We start from the raw sequence: 15,068 nt of genomic DNA on the forward strand, positions 1-15,068 counted from the left end.
CCATGTGGCGCGCGGCGGCAGTCGCCGCCGTCCAGTTCCCGATGAGTTGTACTCACCGGGAACTGTATTAGGAGATCACAAATGACAGAGAACGAGAAGATTGTCCGCTCGGCCTATGAAACCGCCGAGCGCCAGGATGTCGAAGCATTCATCGAATGCTTCACAGCGGATGGCACGCTCTCTCCGTCGTTCCGGCCTTCGTGGGAATGACGGGGAGAGCGCTTCAGTATAGGCCTGACATATTCTAGTTCGGACTACTGGCATGTTCGGACACCATTTCTCGCCGCGATGGGGCTATCAAACTCGGTCCGGTCGCTCACTGCCTAAAGCATTGCCCCCATATCCCAAGGGGCGAACTCCTCGTTCCCGTAACCGAGGCGCTCGCTGCGCGTTCTTTTTCCGGATGCCGTCTGGATGATGTGCTCGAAGATTCGAGCGCCGGCGGCCTCGACTGTTTCCTCTCCATCGAGGATTGTTCCGCAATTGACGTCCATATCATCTGGCATCCGTCGGAAAAGATCGGAGTTGCTGGCCAGCTTCAAGGAGGGTGTTGGCTTGCAACCGAAGGCGGAGCCACGTCCGGTGGTGAAGCACATGACGGTGGCGCCCCCCGCTACCTGGGCCGTCGCGCCGACGGGATCGAAAGCCGGTGCATCCATGAAGACAAGCCCATGCTCGGTCACCGGCTCAGCGTAGTCATAGACCGCCATGAGGTTGGTGGTGCCACCTTTGGCGATGGATCCCAGCGACTTCTCGATGATCGTGGTAAGTCCCCCCGCCTTGTTCCCCGGTGAGGGATTGTTGTTGATCACCATTCCGTTGCGAGAGGCGAACTCCTCCCACCATTTCACGCGGGCGACGAGTTTTTCGCCGACCTCCTTGCTGATGGCACGACGGGTCAGCACATGCTCTGCGCCATAGCATTCGGTCGTTTCCGACAAGATGGCGGTGGCGCCCTGGGCGACGAGAAGATCGACCGCGACGCCAAGTGCGGCATTGACGCTGACACCCGAGTAGCCGTCCGAGCCGCCACATTGCAGGGCTACCTTCAACTCGCTTACCGGCACGGGTACGCGGCGGACCTTGTTTGCCTGCTCCAGGGCGGCTTCCACACGTTCGATGCCCGCGCGAACGGTTGCAGCGGTCCCACCCGACTGTTGAATGACCAGCGCCTCTCCCGAAGCACCACCAAGCACAGCGGAGAGATCGCCAACTTCGCAACCCAGGCCGACGATAATGATTTGCGCGAAGTTCGGATGCGCCGCGTAGCCCGCAATGCAGCGGCGAAGCGCCTTGATACCCTCCACCTTGGCGTCGAGACCGCATCCGCGCTTATGCGTCAGCGGGACGACGCCATCGACGTTCGGGTAGTTGTAAAGTCGCCCGCGGAAGTGATCGGCAATCATGCGGACGACCGTTGCCGAACAGTTCACGCTTGAGATCACACCGATATAGTTCCGGGTCGCGATGCGGCCGTCGTCACGCACGATCCCCTCGAACATGCGTGTTTCGGTCGCGACAGGGGTCGGACGGACCTCCGAGCAGAACGAATAATCGCGCGTAAAGTCGAGCATCTCCAGATTGTGAAGATGTATATGCTCACCGGCTCTGATGTCGGCAGAAGCGGCACCGATCAAGGAATTGTATCGCTTGATCTCCTCACCCTTCACAAGTGCTCGTCGCGCGATCTTGTGGCCGGCGGGAACGTCATCTTGCACGACAATTCCATCATATACGCGCTCGCCCTTGGCGATGGGCCGCAGTGCGATCAGGACATCGTCTGCGGCATTCAGCGATAGTACCGCTGGTTTTCCCAATGAGTGCGTCGTTGCGGAGTCCGACGCGCCTGAAGGAGACACGATTTCCTCTGTCATTGTCCATTTCCAGGATTGTAGTCTCCCGTCGGCGCAGAGACGAGGATGGCGCCGGAGCCGAATTTTTCGCTCCGCACCTGCCATCAATGCTCAGCGCGCGCTGGAAACTAGAGTGATGTAGGGTCGGCCCTCGATTTATCTTGACCGTGTTGCTTGGTTACGCGTTCCAGGCGGCCGCTACTGTCAAGCTTGTTACAATGGCTGGATTTTCGGCAACTGGCTGGATAACCTGCCTCCACGCACAGACCCCCATCGCGGTTTGACACCCATGACTCAGCATGAGGCTCCCATGGCTTGTGACCACGCTCATATGCCGCGGCCGCTATGATCCGGCGTTCGGGTTCGGTATCGGGAACACCAGGCCAGCATCAACCGGCGACCTCATTCGAGCGCATGCCGGTTCCGGGCGTCGAAACGGACCTCCTGCAATGGTTGCCGCCGGAGGTTCGGGAAGCGGTCGCGCACGCGGCCGTGCGGCGGCACGTTGGTGCCGGTGGGTTCATCTTCCAGCATGGCGACACGGGTAGCGCCATGTATCGGGTCCTTGAAGGAACGGTTCGTCTCTCACTGATGCGCGTAGATGGCCATCAGATGATTTATGCACTGCTCGGACCCGGCGAATGCATTGCTGCCAGTAGTCTGATCGACAACCATCCTCTTCCGCAGACAGCAGAGGCGCTCGATGATGTCCAGCTTCAGGTGGTGAGTGCGGCCGCATTCGCCAAACTGAGGAGGGATCATCGGGAGTTCGATGACGCTCTGCTACATCTGCTCGCCCGCCGACTTCGGACGCTCAGCATCCAAATCGCGACCGCCAGACTGGCCGACCTGACAAGTCAGATTGCTCTTCGGCTTCTGGAACTGGCCAGATGCGATGCGCGCGGACGGCTCGTCGTCACGGTAACGCATACGGATCTTGCCATGTTTGTAAGTGTATCACGGCAATCCATCCATAGAATCCTCAAGAGCTTCGCCGCCGATGGGCTGATTGCGTTGCACTATGGGTCGATCGAGCTGCTTAACCTCGAAGGACTAAGGGCCAGGGCGGAATTCTTATGATCATCGGACATCCGCTTGCGTGATTAACCGATTACGTCCATTGATATGGTGCTGGCCAGCGGAACCAGTTCGTAGGTCCGCGCGGTGGCTTGGTTGTTCGACACGTCGCCGCTGACCAAGCGCCTTCCTGAAGCCATGGCCGATCCAGCTGCGTGGATGAGGTGCGCCGGGATGTTATCCCGACGCACCTGTCGTCCCGTTACTCGTCCCGGACGCTGTTGCGCAAAGTCCCGAAGCCGTCGAGTTCGACCTCGACGATATCGCCATCCTTCATCCACAGAGGAGGGGTGCGCGCTCCTCCCACCCCGGCTGGCGTGCCAGTCACGATCATGTCGCCCGGTTCGAGGGTGAGGCCTTCGCTCAATGTCGCGACCAATGTCGCCACGTCGAAGATCATGTCATCGGTGCTGGCATCTTGGACGACTGCACCATTCAGGCGTGTCCGCAGCCGCAAGCCCTTGCATCCCGCAGGCAGTTCGTCGGCGGTCATCAACCAGGGACCAAACGGTCCGCTGCGATCGAAATTCTTGCCGATCGTCCATTGCGGTGTGCGCATCTGATAATCGCGAACGGACACGTCATTGAACAACGAGTACCCGATGACATGGTCAAGCGCATCGGCATGGGCGATGTGCTTTCCGCGCTTGCCGATCACGGCGACGAACTCGCCTTCATAGTCAAGCTTGTTCGATATCCGTGGCCGTTCGATGATGTCACCGTGCCCGATCAAACCAGAGTGGAAGCGCGCGAAAACCACAGGATAGTCCGGAACCAGTGCTTCGAATTCGGCGGAATGATCAGCATAGTTGAGACCGATACACAGGATCTTGCCTGGACGGGCCAGCGGCGGGAGCAGGAACGCGCGCTCCAGATCGATCGGCTTTCCCTTCAGGCACGTCATGGCTGCCGCAGCCAGTGCGGCAGGGCCTTGGGCAACAAGTTCGTCGATATCCCCCGGGAAGCCCTCGTCATGCACGGTCAAGCCGTAAAAGGCGCCATTGGTACCGGCGGCCGCCACACCTTGCAGGCCGTCCAAAACATATCTTGCCAGTCGCATCTTTCGTACCTCGTGGGTCAGTGAGTGCCGTTTGAGGACCGCCGCGCCGTGTCTGCGCTGTGGCTCGGCTATAGGTCAGAAATTATAATTTCTGTGCGCAGGACTATAGGTTGCCATTTGCAAGCACGCAACCACGCATGGCTTTGGGGCGGCAATCACGCTGGAGTGCCATTCATGCCAAGGGCCGGTCTCGCTCCGCAGTAGTCGCTGAATATCAAAACAAAAATGCCCCAAATGTGACAAACTCTACATTGGTGGCGAAGGGGCGGCGTGTAGGCTTGTTCCCCATCGGACAGGCGCCCAGAGACTGCCGATAGAAGGGTCTGAACCCAGCATTCAATATGCGGGTCGTCAATAATTTATAATTACAGGGGGTAACACGATGTACAGTGAGTTGGAATTTTCCGTCCCGACATCGGGGTCGCTCTCCACGCGCCTCCTTTCAGGGGCCGCTGCACTGGCAGTGGGTGTTGCCATGACCGGTCCGGTGGCCGCCCAGACATCCGAAGCGTCGCAGAACGCCCAAGCGTCCTCTCACGAGAGCGCTCTGGAGGAAATCGTGGTGACGGCCCAGCGCCGGGTCGAACGCCTTCAGGACGTTCCGGTCGCGGTCACGGCTGTGAGTTTTGAGGCAATGCAGACGGCCGGCATCGAAAGGATTGCCGACTTGCCGAAGCTGGCACCCAGCCTCACCTTCGTTGAGGTCGCATTCTCACAGAATCTGGGCATTCGCGGCATTTTCAGCGGCGAGAACCAGGGCCTTGAACAGTCGGTCGGCACCTATGTCGATGGCATTTCGCGCGGTCGCCCGTTCCAGGCGCGTATCCCCTTCCTCGACGTTGCGCGCGTGGAGGTCCTGCGCGGTCCCCAGTCGATCCTGTTCGGCAAAAACAGTGTCGCGGGCGCCCTGAACGTGACGACTGCGCAGCCCACCTCCGATTTTGAGGGTTATGCGGTGGGGGAGGTCACCCACTTTGATACGAACCTCAAGAGCTATTCGGCGGAAAGCGCCATTTCAGGTCCACTGACGGAAGCGCTGCGTTTCCGCGTGGCGGCACGCTACAATGACAGTGACGGCTTCATGAACAATAACCAGACGGGCAAGGGCTTCCCGTCGCTGAAAGAACGCCAGGTCCGCGGCATTCTGACCTATGATGTGACGGACGATCTTACCGTCTCCCTGAAAGGCGAATACGACTATTACAAGCGCCTGGGACTGCCGGAAGAGACCGCCGATGAAAGTCCCGCCACTGCCGGTCCCTTCAAAGGGCTGACCTATGCGCAAATCCTGACGCAGTTCGGGCAGCCGACGAGTGTGCTGGACAATGTCAGCAATTGGCAGGGTTCCGCAATTGGAACCCATTCGATCAACCGCGCCAAGGAATTTGTCCTGACGGCCACCCGGACGTTCGATCCCTTCACACTCACCGCAATATCGGGATATTCAGGCTACAAATATCGCGATCTGTTCGACGCGGACTTCACGGCGGCCAACGTCTTCTATGCGCAGGGCCAGGAAGAATATGACCAATTTAGTCAGGAAATTCGTCTGGAATCGAATGATGGTGGCGATATTGACTATATTGGTGGCGTATATTTCGAAAACAACGAATATACCTATGACGAAGCGGCACCGTTTCCGACGGGCAGCATCATCGTCCCGATCTTCAACGGTGTATCGCCGGGACTGGGCAGCCTGCTCGACAACGCGGCCATCGTCCGCCATGTCCACCAGTCAAACAATACGGCGAGTGCCTTCACCCAGGCCACCTATCATTTCAGCAGCAATCTCCGTCTGATTGGCGGCCTGCGCTATTCCTGGGGTGAAAAGCGTGCGACGCGCGATGTCGGCTTCACGCAGAACGGTTTGCCCGCCGGCCCGGGCACGCTCGCCGCCTACTCGAACATCTTCAATGCCAATAGGCATACGATCGGCGGCAAGCGGATCGACAAGGCGTTGCTGCCATCCGTGACGCTGGAGGGAAATCCGGCTGCCGATGTCATGGCGTATGTGTCCTGGAAACGGGGAGCGAAGTCGGGTGGCTTCGATGCCCGGTCGAACAATCTTCCCTACGCCGCGCCCGGTTTGCCGGCGAACGCAATCGGTGCCTTTGAATTCAAGAACGAGACCAACGACGCGTTCGAGGCAGGCACCAAGATTTCGATCGGCCGGAAGGCCGAAATCAATCTGGCTGCCTATTATCAGGATTTCAAAAGCCTGCAGATCAGCCTCTATGATGGCGGTCTCGGTTACAATGTCGGCAATGCGGCCAGCGCCAGGATCAAGGGGCTGGAGGTTGATTCGCGCTGGAGCATCACGCCCAACCTGACGGCCCACGGTGCCTTCGCCTATACCGACTTCGAATTCGGGACCTTCTATGGTCTATGCTATGTCGGCCAGATCCCCGACGCGCCGGACGGTATGCACTGTAATTATAAGGGAAAAAATAACCAGTATGTTGCCAAGTGGAATGGCAATATCGGCCTGACCTGGGAGCAGGACATCTTCAATGACCTGCTCTTGTCATTGAATGCCGATACCAGATTCTCCGGACCCTACTATACTCAGGGTGATCTGAATCCGCTTCAGCGGCAGAAAAGCTACGCGATGGTGGATGCGCGCGTGGCCATTGGGTCGAATACGAAGGACTGGGATGTCAGCTTCAGTGCGCGCAACCTGACGAACCAGCATGTTGTCGCCTTCGCCTCCAATACGCCGCTGGCAGCCGCGATTTTTGGTGCGCCAAGCTATCTGCATGTCCCGCTTCCGCCGCGCAGTTTCGTTGTGCAGGTCCGCAGCAACTTTTGATGCCTTGGGGGACGACGATGGTTGAGACAATTGAGGACAGCATCAAGCGGCTGTTGGACATCGAGGCGATACGAACGCTGAAACATCACTATGCCCGGCTGTGCGACGCAGGCTACCCGGCGGATGAATTGGCGGCGCTGTTTACAGAAGATGCCATTTGGCATGGCGATCCTTTCGGCAGATATGAAGGACGCGAGGCGATTCGCACGTTCTTCGCCGCCGCACCGGAGGCATTGCTTTTTGCTGCCCACTATTTGACCAATCCCGTCATCGAGGTGACCGGGGATACCGCGACCGGGACTTGGTACCTGTGGGAGCCGGCGGTCGCCCGCCGGACCACCCAGGCCTATTGGCTGATGGCCGGCTATTCCGATCAGTATCGCCGCGACGCCGGCGGCTGGAAATTTGCGAACATGACGCTGTTTGTCAAATCCTTCACGCCCTACGAACAGGGGCCCGGCAAGGTTCTGATCGCAAGCGATTTCGGCTGAGACGGCCGAACGCGGTGACGCAAGGGCATCGCATCTTTCGACTGTAGCGCTCCTGGAGATGAAAAATGCGCACTCGCATAACGGACCTGCTCGGCATCCGCCGGCCCATCGTTCAAGGCGGCATGCATTATGTCGGGCTGGCGGAACTCGCGTCCGCCGTCTCGAATGCCGGCGGGCTGGGCATCCTGACCGCGCTGACCCAACGCACGCCGGAATTGCTGGCGCAGGAGATCAGCCGCTGTCGGGCCATGACGGACCAACCGTTCGGCGTCAACCTCACCTTCTTGCCCACCTTCGCGACGCCGCCCTATGCGGAATATGTCCAGGCGATCATCGAGGGCGGGGTGGGCGTCGTGGAGACTGCCGGACGGAGTCCGGAAGCCCACCTGCCTGCGCTTCGGAAGGCCGGGGTGAAAGTCATCCATAAATGTACTTCGGTGCGACACGCGCTGAAGGCCGAACGGATCGGCTGCGATGCAGTCAGCGTCGACGGCTTTGAATGCGGTGGACATCCTGGCGAAGATGACATCCCCAACATGATCCTGCTTCCTGCTGCTGCCGCCGCGCTCAAGGTACCATTCCTCGCGTCTGGCGGCATGGCCGACGGGCGGAGCCTGGTCGCTGCCCTGGCACTGGGCGCCGACGGGATGGCGATGGGAACGCGGTTCCTCGCCACGCGCGAAGCGCCGGTTCACGAGAATGTGAAGCAGGCCCTGCTCAAGGCGACGGAGCTTGATACCCGGTTGGTCATGCGCTCGCTGCGCAATACGGAGCGTGTGCTCAACAATGCTGCTGTCACCTCGCTGCTCGAAATCGAGCGCCAGCGCGGCGACACGCTGACCATTGACGATATTCATGATCAGGTGGCTGGCGTTTACCCCCGCGTCATGCGTGACGGGGATGTCGAGTCCGGTGCCTGGAGTTGCGGCATGGTCGCTGGCCTGATCACTGATATCCCATCCGTTCAGGATTTGCTTGATCGGATCATGGAACAAGCCTCGTGGATCATTCAGCAAAGGCTCGCCGGGTTCATTGGGGCCGAGCCGAGCGAACGACGGCTCGAAGAGGTGGCTTGAGCGGGGCAGAGCGCCCGTCGGACAGAGGGAGCGGCAGCGGCCTGCGGCCCTGCTTCTCTTCCGTCGATCGCCGGCAGGCGCCACCCTGGCCGTGCGCAGGAGCAAGTTTGACATGAAGGAAGCTGTGGATATGATCGGTTCGCGACCAACCGCCCCGACGGCGGACCCTATGTCGTCGCTGACCATAGGGTCACTGCTCAACGCCGCCCTGGTGGGCAGTGCCGAACGGAAAATCGTCTATCGGGATCAACCGCCGATTTCCTACCACGACCTGCGGGAGCGTGTCGGACGGCTGGCTTCCCTCTTGCGTGATCGTGGTGTCGGGCCCGGCGATACGGTTGCGATGCTGGACTGGGACAGTGATCGCTATCTCGCCAGCTATTTCGCCGTTCCAATGATGGGGGCGGTGCTGCAGACGGTGAATGTCCGCCTGTCCCCGGATCAGATCCGATACACGCTTCAGCAAAGCCGCGCCCGCATCCTGATTATCCATCGCGACTTCGCGCCGCTTGTCGAGGCCATCCGGCATGACCTTCCCGATGTGCGCGACCATGTTGTGATCACGGAGGGAGCCCGCGATGCCTTGCCGGGCTGGGCGGGCGGCTCTTATGAGGATCTGCTGGCGCGTTCGCGGGCTGATTTTCCGTTCGATGAGACGCTCGACGAGAACAATGTCGCGACGACCTTCTACACGACCGGCACGACGGGGCTCCCGAAGGGCGTGTGTTTCACGCATCGCCAGCTCGTTCTGCACAGCCTGTCGGTGGCGGCGGCACTCGGCGCCGATGGCCAGATCGGCTATCGCGATGTCTATATGCCGCTCACGCCCATGTTCCATGTTCATGCATGGGGGTTTCCTTATGTCGCGACGATGCTGGGCCTGACCCAAATTTACCCGGGACGCTACGAGCCGTCTTTGATCGTCGATCTGCACCAACGACACGGCGTTACGCTCTCACACTGCGTGCCGACAGTGCTGCGCATGGTGATGGACACTGCCGACAGCCAAGGGATCAAGTTTGACGGCTGGAAGATGCTGATCGGGGGCTCTGTGCTTTCACCCGATCTGCTGGCGGCGGCGCAGGCTGCCGGGCTGCGGGTTCTTGCCGGCTATGGCATGTCCGAGACCGGTCCGGTTGTGAGCCTGATGCGGGCGTCGGTGCCGCCGGAGAGCGGCCATAGTGCCGCGCGCAGCGGATATCCGATCCCGCTTGTAACGGTCTCCGTTGTCGATGATGCGATGCAGCCGGTTCCCCGCGATGATCGCAGCCATGGCGAACTGGTCGTGCGGTCGCCATGGCTGACGCCGGGCTATGTCGGCGATGCGACGGCCTCCGCGCAGCTATGGCATGGCGGCTGGCTGCACACCCAGGACGTCGCGACGTTGCACGAAGATGGCGCGCTTCAAATAAGGGACCGCATCAAGGATGTGATCAAGAGCGGCGGTGAATGGATCTGTTCGCAGACACTGGAGACGCTCATCCTGGCAGAACCCGACGTCGCGCAGGTCGCCGTCGTCGGCGTTCCCCATCCGCAATGGCAGGAACGCCCCGTGGCATTCATCGTCCCGCGAGCGGGCGCCCGGCCCGACATCACGCGCATTCTGCTGACCGTCGATGCGGCCGTGGAGCGGGGCGAGATCAGTCGTTACGCCAGGCTCGATCACGTCGAGATCGTCGAGGATCTGCCGCTTACCAGCGTTGGCAAGATCGATAAGAAGGCGATCCGGGAATGGTCGCAGTTGGGATGAGCGGATTCTTCGTGATTTCTCAAAGACGCGTCGACGCTGGTACTGGTCCAAGACCAAGGCCCCGCCATATGCGCCGCCTTGTCCGGGGTAAATCGGAGCTGACAAATGGATTCCGTGAGAAGCAGGCTTCCTGATCAAAAGCCATGTCTTAACGGCTGGTCGGTGATGCCGTCGCCGGTCGCGATCGAAGCCTATGCCAAACTGGGCTGGAACAGCGTTACGATCGACATGCAACATGGCTGGTGGGACTATGCCGGTGCTGTCACCGCACTGGCCGTTCTGCAGGGGGCTGCGGTTTTTCCCTTTGTCCGCGTTCCGATAAATGAGCCCGGTGTAATCGGGCGAATGCTCGACGCGGGTGCCATCGGCATCATTTGCCCGATGATCAACTCGGCCGAGGATGCCCGGCGCCTGGTTCGCCATGCGCTCTATCCGCCTCTTGGGGAGCGGTCATCCGGCCCGGTGCGTGGTGCGCCATTCCCGCCGCCGGACAATGACCGGCACCGCGACGCCAATCGGCACCTGATTCTTCTGCCGCAGATCGAGACCCGCGAGGCGGTGGACAATGCCCAGGCGATCATGGACACACCGGGTATCGGCGGCATCTATGTCGGTCCCGGTGATCTGGGCCTCTCGATGGGCCTTCCCGCGATGCTTGACCGGCCGGAACCCGAGCTGCTCGGGATATACGAAACGCTGGCGGCCGCCGCCAAGGTGAGGGGCCAGATCGCCGGTATCCACAATCACAGCGCGGATTATGCCCGGCGGATGGTGCGGCTTGGCTTTGATTTCGTCACGGTTGGCAGCGATCTCGGTCATATGTTGATGAATGGCCTGAGTGATGTCCGCCGGTTTGCGGAGGCCCCGGGCGGGACGGCCTCGTCTGCCTATTGATGCGGGAAAGGACCGTCCCGGCCTAACTGCCTGTGGGCACTCCGGCCAGGAAGCCCGCCAGCATGTCGGCCAGGAGCACGGGTTGCTCCTGCTGCAGCCAATGACCGGCGCCGGCGATGAAATGCGGCGTGAGCGGCCTTGGGGTCAGGCGCGCGCACATCGCTTCGATGGCGCCGGGTGCCTGATAGGCCGCCCAGTCTCCCTCACCGGCGGCAAACAGCGTTGGACATTCGATCTGGCGACCAGCGAACAATCCAAGGCCGCGGGCCATGTCGCCGCGCATCGCACTTCGATACCACTGCATGCCACCCTGGAAGCCGGTCCGTGCAAATTCATCCGCGACAACCGCCAGATCGGCCGCGTCCAGCCATGAACATTTTCTGACCACCTCATCAGCGGGCATGTTCGCGGCGGCGATCTCCGCCATCGTCCGGTTCGTCGGCATGATGTAGTAATCGGGCATGAGGGCAAGCTGTTCTGCGCTCCACCCACCGAGTGGGCGAGGGTGATTGCCTGACCAGTCGGCGCTCTTGTGATGATAATAGCCGCGCAGCATGTCCGACACACCCTGCGGGCATTTCCACATCTCGTGGTTGGCCTGGGGACCGGCGTAATAGAGCAGATAGTGCCGCCGTGGAACGGCAAGTGCCAGAAGCGCTGCATGGATCATGTCGTCTTCCGGCGGCGGTCCGAGGCGCGTGCCCAGCGCGGGCGCTCCAGCAAATGGGGTGCCCAGCAGCGCCAGTCGCCGGAAGAGGTCGGGGCGCACCAATGCGCAGGTGCCCGCGACGAGCGAGCCGAAATCATGGCCGATGACGGCGTCCACACCGTTCAAGCCAAGCGCCCCCAATAGCGCGACCATGTCACCAGCAAGGTTGAGAAGGGAATAGGGCTCGATGGCATCGTCGTAAGAGACCGGATCCGGCGTGGTCCGACCATAGCCGCGCTGATCGGGTGCGATCACATGATAGCCGTGCTCCGCCAGCAGCGGCATGACCCGTCGCCAACAAAAGGCCAACTCAGGGAACCCGTGGAGCAGCAGGATGGTGCCCCTGGGGGCCGATGCGTGCCCGGCCTCCAATAGGTGCATGTGGAGACCGTTCACATTCTCGACGATCCGAGATCTTATACCGGAGGGCAGAACAGCTGGTGACAAGGGACCGATCGCATGCATCGCCATGGTTATCCGTTCTCGTCTTCTGCCCTTGATGTCGGCAGCTTTGTCGGTGACCAATCCAGAAGCCGGCAAGCCGATGCAGCCTATCCACAGCCAAAGCAGAACCTGCCCCGGCATATGCCCGACCGTCACCGCGCCTTCTCGATCTTCTGAATAGGCGGACAGAAGGCCGCGTTCTGTCATCTTTGTTACAAAGAGTTCGACAGCAACCGGCGGCGTGCCAGGAAATTTAGAACGATATGTTCTGGAGCCAGTTCATCCCGGCGTCAGGGTGTTCGCCACGGATCAGCGCATTGAGAAAGGCGCATTCATAATTATAGGCGGCGACAGCGGACTCAATATCGCCGCGTTTCAACGCATCGGCCAACCGGAAATAGTTTTCCATGATGACGATCCGGTGGGGAACGAGCGAGGCATATTGGGCAACGAAACTGATCCAGTGGACGACCTGCAGCCGGCGTGATGCCTCATCCAGCAACTCGGATCCGCAGAAGGCGTTGATGCGACGATGAAACTCCAGCAAGGCCGTCACAATTCGTGCATTTGAATCCGCCGATGGCAACGGCTCCAGCGCAGCACGCGCATGGGCCAACGCCGACTGCAACGCGGGCTGTTCGCGGAGCAGCCGCGCGGCCTTACGTATCCCGATGAGCGTGAGCACGCGGAATACCTCATGCCATTCCTCCGTCTCGCCACGCGACATACCTTTGACCCGGGCACCTTTCTGCGGAAGAAGCTCGATCACGCCTTGGCCGGCAAGCAGGTGAAGGGCCTCGCGCACCGGCACCAGACCGACATCGATCTCCTTGACGATCTTGTTGGCGTTCAGCTTTTGACCCGGCTGATAGCGGCCATTTACCAGGCCCAGCACGATCTCTCGAAGTGCGCGATCCACGCCCGCGCGACCGGTCGGTCGCGCAAGGAATGAGATCATCGTGTCCTGTTCTTGGTCCGCCAACGATTTCCCTTTCCACGTTTGCCTCAGATGCCGTCATAGGAGGTCGTCCGTCTTTGGGAATTTATATATACCTGCGATGAATATGTCGATATGCGCCGAAAAATTCCCTGGACAACAAAAAATTTATAAATAACCATGACGCATGGCACCAATCCACCTGTCATGCGTAATGGGGGAGCATCGATTTTATAGAAGGCTCTGATGCCATAATCTGTGGCGAATGATCCGCAGAAGCCGTTTCACAAGGCGACGATCGAAATGCTCGGTCGCAGGTGCGCCAATTTGTGCAGCCGGGATCGCGCGCCTGATGTCGCGCCTGTCCACTCCGTGGCGGCTCGACAGATCAATGGCGGGTCACATCAGACATTGGTGGAAATGCGGGTTTTCATTGCCGGGTGAAGGGCACGGGGAACGCCTTCACCGACCCTCATGGTGCCATCTCCCGACCGGAGCAACAGACCAGAAACACCACCGGAATTCGAGTAAAGGAACGACCATGGATCTTGATGATCTCTGCTGCGGATCGATTTCGCAAATCGCGCCGCTGATCGAAGACAAGTCGGTCTCGCCCGTCGAGCTGACCGCCGCAATGCTTGAGCGTATCGAGCGGATCAATCCTGATCTTCATGCCTATGTGCATGTTGATGCCGCTGGGGCCTTGCGGGCGGCCGAACTGGCCCAAGCCCGGATTCTTGCCGGCGATTATCTCGGTCCGCTTCATGGCATTCCGCTTGGCATCAAAGACATTTTCGACACGGCGACGATGGTGACCGCGTGCGGCTCCGCCCAGTTACGCGGGCGCATGCCGGAACATGACGCCCATGTCGTTGATCGCTTGAACGCGGCCGGGGCCGTCATGTTGGGCAAGCAGGCGACGGCGGAGTTTGCCTTTATTGGCTACCCGCCCCAGGTCGCGCCCGCACCTGTTAATCCGTGGGCTGCAGACAGGACGCCTGGCATGTCATCGGGGGGATCGGCGGTGGCTGTAGCGGCCTCGCTCTGCTTCGGGGCCTTCGGTTCCGACACAGGCGGCTCGATCCGATTTCCAAGTGCCGTGAATGGTATCGTTGGACTGAAGCCGACCTTCGGCCGGATCAGTCGGCGCGGCGTGCACCCATTCGCCACCACCCTTGATCATGTTGGTCCGTTCGCGCGATCGGTGACGGATGTCGGCCTGCTTTATCAGGCCGTCGCCGGCCACGACAATGGTGATCCCTTCAGCGCGGCAGCCGAGATTGGCGATCCGTTGGCGACGATTTCAGGGAACGTTCGCGGCCTGCGCCTCGGCATTGATGTCCGTTACCTTGAGACTTATGCCGAGCCCGAGATCGTGCAGGCGACGCTGGCTGCCGTCACACGGCTTGAGGAGGCGGGCATGGTGGTGGTGCCCGTCGACCTCTTGAAGATACCAGAGGTTTGTCACCATTGGCTCGGGGTGGCGGGGTCCGAGGCCTTGCAGGCATATGGGCGCGAGCGGTTTCGACAAAATATCGGACTGTTTGGCAGAAACGTGCGCGAACTCATGACCGTTGGTGATCAGACAACCGTGGACGACCTACTGCGTGCCGCGGCCGCGCGTCGTCGGACGAACACCTTATTGGACGTCGCGTTTGAACAGGCTGACTATCTGCTGCTCCCGGGTATCGGATCGCGTGTTCCGCCTCTGGCCATGTTGGCGGTGGAGCCGGAGGTTCCTGCAGAAGCGGTTGCGGCTGCCATCGCTTTCTCCGCGCCATTCAACTTCAGCGGTCATCCGACCCTGTCTCTGCCCAACGGGCTCGACCCGGAAGGACTACCCTACGGTTTGCAACTTGTTGCTCGGCCATTCGACGAAGCGGGTCTTCTCCGGGTCTCTTATGCAGCAGAGCTGAGCGCTCCTAGCTTGCCCCGTCCGCGATGCCTGAACTGATGGTGTGGATGCCC

General features: G+C 60.4%; 12 protein-coding genes. 8 read left to right on the forward strand and 4 right to left on the reverse strand.

The annotated features are described in order from the left end of the window. Positions 1–81: 81 nt before the first annotated feature. The gene (locus ACM9LZ_RS19815) at positions 82–210 is read left to right on the forward strand and encodes a nuclear transport factor 2-like protein (RefSeq protein ID WP_416621248.1); all 129 of its coding nucleotides are present in this window, start codon (positions 82–84) and stop codon (positions 208–210) included. Positions 211–323: 113 nt separating this feature from the next. Here the strand turns inward: ACM9LZ_RS19815 and ACM9LZ_RS19820 are convergent, their stop codons facing one another. Beyond that, positions 324–1,874, reverse strand: a complete 1,551-nt coding sequence (locus ACM9LZ_RS19820; protein ID WP_416621249.1) for a UxaA family hydrolase — start codon at positions 1,872–1,874, stop codon at positions 324–326. Positions 1,875–2,198: 324 nt separating this feature from the next. Between ACM9LZ_RS19820 and ACM9LZ_RS19825 the strand changes: the two genes are divergently transcribed. Beyond that, positions 2,199–2,933 (forward strand): Crp/Fnr family transcriptional regulator, encoded by a 735-nt coding sequence (locus ACM9LZ_RS19825; RefSeq protein ID WP_416621250.1) that lies wholly within the window; start codon positions 2,199–2,201, stop codon positions 2,931–2,933. Between the two features lie 199 nt (positions 2,934–3,132). Here ACM9LZ_RS19825 and ACM9LZ_RS19830 read toward each other — a convergent pair whose 3' ends face one another. Then, positions 3,133–3,990 carry a fumarylacetoacetate hydrolase family protein gene (locus tag ACM9LZ_RS19830; RefSeq protein WP_416621251.1) on the reverse strand — a complete coding sequence of 286 codons (858 nt, stop codon included), beginning with the start codon at positions 3,988–3,990 and terminating at the stop codon, positions 3,133–3,135. 382 nt (positions 3,991–4,372) lie between these two features. Here ACM9LZ_RS19830 and ACM9LZ_RS19835 point away from each other — a divergent pair, with 382 nt between their 5' ends. From ACM9LZ_RS19835 to ACM9LZ_RS19855, 5 genes are all read left to right on the forward strand, one after another. Further along, positions 4,373–6,799 (forward strand): TonB-dependent receptor, encoded by a 2,427-nt coding sequence (locus ACM9LZ_RS19835; protein ID WP_416621252.1) that lies wholly within the window; start codon positions 4,373–4,375, stop codon positions 6,797–6,799. A 17-nt stretch (positions 6,800–6,816) separates the two neighbouring features. Beyond that, on the forward strand, positions 6,817–7,290 hold the full coding sequence (locus ACM9LZ_RS19840; protein ID WP_416621253.1) for a nuclear transport factor 2 family protein: 474 nt from the start codon (positions 6,817–6,819) through the stop codon (positions 7,288–7,290). A 65-nt stretch (positions 7,291–7,355) separates the two neighbouring features. After that, entirely contained in the window at positions 7,356–8,366 is a 1,011-nt protein-coding gene (locus tag ACM9LZ_RS19845; protein ID WP_416621254.1) for an NAD(P)H-dependent flavin oxidoreductase, read from the forward strand. A 112-nt stretch (positions 8,367–8,478) separates the two neighbouring features. Beyond that, positions 8,479–10,116 carry a long-chain-fatty-acid--CoA ligase gene (locus ACM9LZ_RS19850; protein WP_416621255.1) on the forward strand — a complete coding sequence of 546 codons (1,638 nt, stop codon included), beginning with the start codon at positions 8,479–8,481 and terminating at the stop codon, positions 10,114–10,116. A 105-nt stretch (positions 10,117–10,221) separates the two neighbouring features. Then, a complete protein-coding gene (locus tag ACM9LZ_RS19855; RefSeq protein WP_416621256.1) occupies positions 10,222–11,010 on the forward strand; it encodes an HpcH/HpaI aldolase family protein in 789 nt (262 codons plus the stop codon). Positions 11,011–11,032: 22 nt separating this feature from the next. On the opposite strand, the gene ACM9LZ_RS19860 is transcribed toward ACM9LZ_RS19855, so the two are convergent. Both ACM9LZ_RS19860 and ACM9LZ_RS19865 read right to left on the reverse strand, forming a co-directional pair. Then, the gene (locus ACM9LZ_RS19860; protein WP_416621257.1) at positions 11,033–12,370 is read right to left on the reverse strand and encodes an alpha/beta fold hydrolase; all 1,338 of its coding nucleotides are present in this window, start codon (positions 12,368–12,370) and stop codon (positions 11,033–11,035) included. Between the two features lie 46 nt (positions 12,371–12,416). Continuing rightward, a complete protein-coding gene (locus ACM9LZ_RS19865; protein WP_416621258.1) occupies positions 12,417–13,145 on the reverse strand; it encodes a GntR family transcriptional regulator in 729 nt (242 codons plus the stop codon). Between the two features lie 496 nt (positions 13,146–13,641). On the opposite strand from ACM9LZ_RS19865, the gene ACM9LZ_RS19870 reads away from it, so the two are divergent. Then, on the forward strand, positions 13,642–15,054 hold the full coding sequence (locus ACM9LZ_RS19870; RefSeq protein ID WP_416621259.1) for an amidase: 1,413 nt from the start codon (positions 13,642–13,644) through the stop codon (positions 15,052–15,054). Positions 15,055–15,068 lie beyond the last annotated feature (14 nt).

The organism is Niveispirillum fermenti (assembly GCF_048066175.1).
GTDB classification, from domain to species: Bacteria; Pseudomonadota; Alphaproteobacteria; order Azospirillales; family Azospirillaceae; genus Niveispirillum; species Niveispirillum fermenti.

Coding starts and splice junctions, on each gene's coding strand:
- ACM9LZ_RS19815 (WP_416621248.1), top strand. CDS start 82: ATGACAGAGAACGAGAAGATTGTCCGCTCGGCCTATGAAACCGCCGAG.
- ACM9LZ_RS19820 (WP_416621249.1), bottom strand. CDS start 1,874: ATGACAGAGGAAATCGTGTCTCCTTCAGGCGCGTCGGACTCCGCAACG.
- ACM9LZ_RS19825 (WP_416621250.1), top strand. CDS start 2,199: ATGATCCGGCGTTCGGGTTCGGTATCGGGAACACCAGGCCAGCATCAA.
- ACM9LZ_RS19830 (WP_416621251.1), bottom strand. CDS start 3,990: ATGCGACTGGCAAGATATGTTTTGGACGGCCTGCAAGGTGTGGCGGCC.
- ACM9LZ_RS19835 (WP_416621252.1), top strand. CDS start 4,373: ATGTACAGTGAGTTGGAATTTTCCGTCCCGACATCGGGGTCGCTCTCC.
- ACM9LZ_RS19840 (WP_416621253.1), top strand. CDS start 6,817: ATGGTTGAGACAATTGAGGACAGCATCAAGCGGCTGTTGGACATCGAG.
- ACM9LZ_RS19845 (WP_416621254.1), top strand. CDS start 7,356: ATGCGCACTCGCATAACGGACCTGCTCGGCATCCGCCGGCCCATCGTT.
- ACM9LZ_RS19850 (WP_416621255.1), top strand. CDS start 8,479: ATGAAGGAAGCTGTGGATATGATCGGTTCGCGACCAACCGCCCCGACG.
- ACM9LZ_RS19855 (WP_416621256.1), top strand. CDS start 10,222: ATGGATTCCGTGAGAAGCAGGCTTCCTGATCAAAAGCCATGTCTTAAC.
- ACM9LZ_RS19860 (WP_416621257.1), bottom strand. CDS start 12,370: ATGACAGAACGCGGCCTTCTGTCCGCCTATTCAGAAGATCGAGAAGGC.
- ACM9LZ_RS19870 (WP_416621259.1), top strand. CDS start 13,642: ATGGATCTTGATGATCTCTGCTGCGGATCGATTTCGCAAATCGCGCCG.